Source organism: Vibrio sp. 10N.222.48.A3 (assembly GCF_041475345.1).
In the GTDB taxonomy this organism is placed as follows: Bacteria; Pseudomonadota; Gammaproteobacteria; order Enterobacterales; family Vibrionaceae; genus Vibrio; species Vibrio tasmaniensis_A.
Genome location: NZ_JBFRVX010000555.1, coordinates 1 through 939, shown reverse-complemented (window position 1 = coordinate 939; position 939 = coordinate 1). Strand labels below are relative to the sequence as shown.

1 protein-coding gene is annotated in these 939 nt (G+C 41.7%); it reads right to left on the bottom strand.

The window, feature by feature from the left end; all coding sequences use genetic code 11:
* Positions 1-28 precede the first annotated feature (28 nt).
* The gene (locus AB4653_RS15855) at positions 29-790 is read right to left on the bottom strand and encodes a YdcF family protein (protein ID WP_017102192.1); all 762 of its coding nucleotides are present in this window, start codon (positions 788-790) and stop codon (positions 29-31) included.
* Positions 791-939 lie beyond the last annotated feature (149 nt).

Below are 939 nucleotides of genomic sequence, written 5' to 3'. Positions count from 1 at the left end.
CTAACTAGTTAGATCATGGTTGAAGCGATCAGGCGTCACCGGGCTTCTCACGTTTGCTGTTCCAACCCATAAAGTTGTAAAGGTTGTAACGAGCAAAACCCAATTGTTCATGCAATGCAAAGTCTGTAACTGCGAAGTTGTACCACAATGGTAACCATGAAATTTGAGCAGCCATGTAGTCGGCTCGTACTGGGACGACGTTTAATCCAAAATGATTAAAGTAGAGTTCACTACGACGAATATGTAGGCCTGATGAAACAAGAACAATGTTGTCGAACTGGTGATGCTTCATTAGGTCACTGGTGAGCTGCGCGTTTTTCCAAGTGTTGACGCTATTCGATTCTTGAATGATATCGGCTAGTGGAACGCCGAGTCTAAGCAACTGCTGTTGATAAACTTCCGCTTCGGTTACACCATTATTTTGTGCATCTCCACCACTAACAATCACTTTGCATATGGTTTGAGCCTTCGCACAGTTTTTATATTGGCTTGCCGTTTCATTGATGCGACCGAACGAGAAAAAGGTCGGCTCAAATTCTTGTGTACTTGCGATGAGTTGAGTACCAGCACCAAGCAAGACAATGGCATTGTGAGAGGTCCACTGAATGTCAGGTTTGCGCTCATAATTGGCTTGCAGGTCGTTTAGTAGATAGCGAGGGATTAAACCCGAACCAATCAATATAAATAAAGAGAGAAGAAGAAGTTTGATAAAACTAGAGGTTTTTCGCCACTGAAATAAACGTGTAACGCCAACGAAGACTAGAAGAAGTAATAATATAATAAAGCTCATGAGGATCCTGTTATCGAACGGGTGCCAGAATGATGTGACATATTGAAGCGGTGCATCATATATCAGTTTGGCTGATGTTTCATGGCTAACTTATTGTACTATTGAACAAATATAGAGTTTTGCGTTATAGAATGTGGATGGTCGTAAAG